Genomic DNA, 234 nt, shown 5'->3' on the forward strand with positions numbered 1-234 from the left:
CCAAGCAGACGGGCGTGTCGGCGGCAACGGTGAGCCGGGTGCTCAAGCGCGCCGGTCTTTCCAGGCTGAAGGATATCGAGCCGGCCGAACCGGTGCGACGCTATGAGCGCGAGCGGCCCGGCCAAATGATCCATATCGACATCAAGAAACCTGGCCGCTTCAGCCAGGTTGGCCACCGCATCACGGGTGATCGAACCCGCCAAAGTTCGCGCAGGGGCAAAGGCTGGGGCGCTG

The 234-nt window shown here is 65.4% G+C and carries 1 pseudogene; it reads left to right on the forward strand.

Annotated elements, in window-relative coordinates:
• Positions 1–234, forward strand: a pseudogene (locus MOV76_RS39665) (IS481 family transposase); the annotation flags it as partial.

It is taken from the genome of Rhizobium sp. PRIMUS64, assembly GCF_023006465.1.
Lineage (GTDB): Bacteria > Pseudomonadota > Alphaproteobacteria > Rhizobiales > Rhizobiaceae > Rhizobium > Rhizobium leguminosarum.